Origin of the sequence: Streptomyces niveiscabiei (genome assembly GCF_001419795.1) — a bacterium.
Classification (GTDB): Bacteria; Actinomycetota; Actinomycetes; order Streptomycetales; family Streptomycetaceae; genus Streptomyces; species Streptomyces niveiscabiei.
Genome location: NZ_LIRL01001345.1, coordinates 1 through 3988 on the forward strand (window position 1 = coordinate 1; position 3988 = coordinate 3988).

2 protein-coding genes are annotated in these 3988 nt (G+C 73.7%); both read left to right on the forward strand.

Annotated elements, in window-relative coordinates; translation table 11 throughout:
* Nucleotides 1-364 precede the first annotated feature (364 nt).
* Nucleotides 365-3544: an alpha-L-rhamnosidase gene (locus tag AOK24_RS52440; RefSeq protein ID WP_055725391.1), complete on the forward strand. Its 3180-nt coding sequence runs from the start codon at nt 365-367 to the stop codon at nt 3542-3544.
* Between the two features lie 113 nt (nt 3545-3657).
* Nucleotides 3658-3988 (forward strand): RNA polymerase sigma factor (locus tag AOK24_RS43845; RefSeq protein ID WP_276206905.1); only part of this gene is annotated, 331 nt, incomplete at its 3' end.

Sequence of the window (3988 nt, forward strand, 5' to 3'; positions counted from 1 at the left end):
GGACCCCGGACACGCCCGGCGCAAGGCCCCCGCCGGGCGAGGCGGCGGAACCGGACAACCTTCACGGCGCCGGAAGGCAGCCGTGATCTGCGCGGAGCACACCCTGACGCCTCGTCAGCGCGTCGCGGCAGGACACCGGCAGGCGCTCCGCATAATGGCGACGGCTGTCGGGAGATCGGCTCATATGAGTCGCCGCACCCCTGCGGACCCAGGCGTCACGCTTGGCGATCTCGCCGATCCGGGCAGCCTTGGAGGGATCGGTTCCGGCTTGCTGGGAGGGGGAGTTGGACGACTCGCACACCATCCCCGCCGCACGGGCCGATCGAGGCGACGCACCCTGAACGGCCGATTCGAAGGAGCTCGCATGTCCGAGGAACGCAGCGGCATCCTCAGCCGCAGACAGGTCGTCGGAGGGCTGGCGGCGACGGGAGTGGCGCTGGCCGTCGCTCCGGGGCTGCCCGCCGAGGCGGAGGCCGCCGAGTCCGACGCCGTCCCCAGACCCACCGTCAGGGACCTGACCGTGGACGGCCGTACGGGACGCCTCCTCGGCGTCGACGACACCGCGCCCCGGCTCGGCTGGCGCACGGCGGGCGTGAACCGGGGCTGGACCCAGGCCGCGTACCGCATCCGCGCCGCGCGCGGCGCACGGGACCTGGCGGCGGGACGCTACCTGTGGGACTCCGGCACGGTCCGCTCGGCAGCCCAGCACGACATCCCCTGGGGCGGGCCGCCGCCGCGCTCCCGGCAGGAGGTCGTCTGGCAGGTCCGCACCTGGGGCACCGACGGCTCGGCGACCGGCTGGAGCACCCCGGCGACCTGGGAGACGGGCCTGCTCAGACCCTCCGACTGGGGCGGCGCCCGCTGGATCGAACACCCCGCCCGCACCCTCGACCAGCCCCTCCCGCTCTTCGCCCGCGCCTTCGAGGCACCCGGCCGCACCACCCGGGCCCGGCTGTACCTCTCCGGCGTCGGCCTGCACGAGGCCACCCTGAACGGCGCCCCCGTGACCGACGAGGTCCTCGCCCCCGGCAACTCCAACTACCAGCTCTCCACCGAGTACCGCGCCTACGACGTGACGCACCTCGTCCGCCCCGGCGCCAACACCCTCGGCGTCGCCCTGGGCCACGGCACCGCCCTGGTCACCCGCTCCGTCACCAGCCCGGCGACCGGGCGCACCGCGCCGTACACCTGGTGGCAGAGCCAGTTCAAGGGCGACGGCACGCTCGTGGCACCGGCCGGGGCGGGCGCCACCACCGTCAAGGTGAGCGGCGTCGCCGGCTACCACCTCGGCGGCACCGTCAACGTCGACACCGGCGACGGCGGCGTACGCCTGGAGTCCCGCAGGATCACCGCCGTCGGCACGGCGGGCGCGGACGGCACCGGCATCACCTTCGAACCCGGCCTCACCCACGCCCACGCCACCGGGGCACGGGTCACCGGCTCCGGCAACCCCCTCGCGAGCACCGACCCCAGCGCGGGCGCCGCCGTCACCCCCCGCCTCATCGCCCGCCTCGAACTGACCGGCGCCGACGGCACGGTGACCGCGATCGTCAGCGACCGCACCTGGCGCACCGCACTCGGCCCCGACACCACCGCCAACTGGTTCTCCGGCACCGACTACGACGCCCGCCGCGAACAACCCGGCTGGGACGCCCCCGGCGCCGACCTCACCCCGACCGCGCGACGCCGCGACGGCACCCCCACCGGCTGGACGGCCGCGGGCTTCGCCCCACCGCCCAACCTCACCACCAGCCTCGTCTGGCGCGTCGGCGAACCCGTGAAGATCACCGCCCGCCTCCGCCCGGCGAGCATCACCCAGCCCCGGCCCGGCGTCTGGGTCTTCGACTTCGGCCAGAACTTCGCGGGCTGGCCCCAGCTCCGCCTGGGCCCCCTGCCCGCCGGGACGACCGTCACGATGCGGCCCGCCGAGTCCCTCAACGCCGACGGCACCGTCAACCAGCTCTCCGTCATGGGCGGCGGCGCCGTACGCGGCACCGACGTCTTCGACGCCTACACCACGTACGGCGCGCCCGGTGGCGAGACCTGGCACCCCCGCTTCCACTACTTCGGCATGCAGTGGGTCCAGGTCACCGGCCTCCCCGCCGGCTACACCCCCACCGAGGACACGCTCACCGGACTCCAGCTCCACGCCGACGTCCCCGTCGCGGGGGACGTCCGCACCTCCAGCGAGCGCGTCGAGCGGATCCACCGCATGGCCCGGTACTCGATCATGAGCAACACCATGTCCACCTTCACGGACTGCCCCGGCCGCGAGAAACTCGCCTACCCCGCCGACTACCTCCAGCCCTTCGGCGCCCTGCACCGCACCTTCGGCTACGGCGCCTACCTGCGCACCATGGCCCGCCACCTGGTGGAGGGCCAGTCGCGGGCCGGGGACAACATCGGCAACGTCGCGCTGAAGGCGCCCGTGTACGACTACGGCTACCTCGGCCGGTACGGCGACGAGATCAACTGGGGCGACGGGATCGTCCTCACGCCGTGGCTGCTGTACCGGACGTACGGCGACACACAGACCATGGCCCGCGTCTACCCGCGGATGCAGGCCTTCCTCACCTACATCCGCACCAAGAAGGCGGGCACGGGAGCCGACGCGCACATCGTCGACGCGGCCCTCGCCGACTGGAGCTCCGCCGAGCCCACCTCCGGGCGGATCACCGGCACCTGGGCCTACCACCAGGTCGCCGACCGCATGGCGCGCATGGCCGAACTCATCGGGCGCGACGGCGACGCGAGCGAGTACCGCGACCTCGCCTCGTCCATCAAACGCGCCTTCAACGACGCCTTCTACAACAGCGCGCTGGGCCGCTACACCAGCCAGGGCGACCAGGGCACGGTCGGCGCCACCCAGGCCGCCCAGGGCCTCGCCCTCGACGAAGGGCTCGTCCCCGACGGGGAACGCGGGCGCGTCCTCGACGCGCTGGCCGAACTCGTGGAAGGCTTCCACCCCTTCGGCGGCGGCCCCCACCTCGGCGCCGGGACGATCGGCCTGTCCCCGGTGATCCGGTCCCTCATCGCCGGGGGCCGCGACGACCTCCTGTGGCGAGTCCTCCAGGAGAACACCCGCCCCAGCTACGGCTACTTCATGGCCCCCACCACCGCCAACCCCCAGGGCCTGACCACCGTCCCCGAACAGTGGGACCTGCTCAACTCGAAGAACCACATGATCCTCCTCCAGATCGACGAGTGGTTCCACAGCGCCCTCGCGGGCATCCGGCAGAGCGACACCTCCGTCGCCTACCGCGACCTCGTCATCGACCCCCGCCCGGTCGGCGACCTCACCGAGGCCGCCGGCCGCTACCGCAGCCCCTACGGCGAGGTCACCACCGAGTGGACGCGCGAAGGCGGCGTCTTCCGCCTCACGGTCGTCATCCCGCCCAACACCAGCGCCGAGATCCGCGTCCCGACCGGCGGCGGCGCCCCGCCCGCTGCTAGCGGGGGAGCGGTTCTCCAGGGCATCGAGGGGGACCGGGCCGTCTATCGGGCGGGCTCCGGGACGTATCGTTTCGTCTCCCGCATCTCCTGAGCAGACCCGTACGCCGGCCGGGGTATCCGGCCGGCGTACGGTCGCACGCGCCACATGTGACGCGGATCACCCTCTGAGGAAAACCTGACGCCCCCGCCCCACGTCTTGGGGGTGTGAGAGCACGAGGAGAACCACCCGGCGAACTCGACGAGGAACACCTCGTCCGACGGATCGCCCGCGGCGACCGGGCCGCGTTCGAGGAGCTGTACCGGCGCACCTCGCCCTGGATGGCCGTACGGCTGCGCAGGCGCTGCGCCGACGAGCAGATCGTCGCCGAGGTCATGCAGGAGACGTACCTCGCGGTGTGGCGCGCGGCCGGCGCCTTCGTCGGGACCGCGGCCGGCGGGAGCGCCGTCGGCTGGCTGTGGACGATCGCGGCCCGCCGCCTCGTCGACGCGTTCCGGCGCCGCGCCCACCACGCGCAGCCCCCGCCCGAGGCCGCCC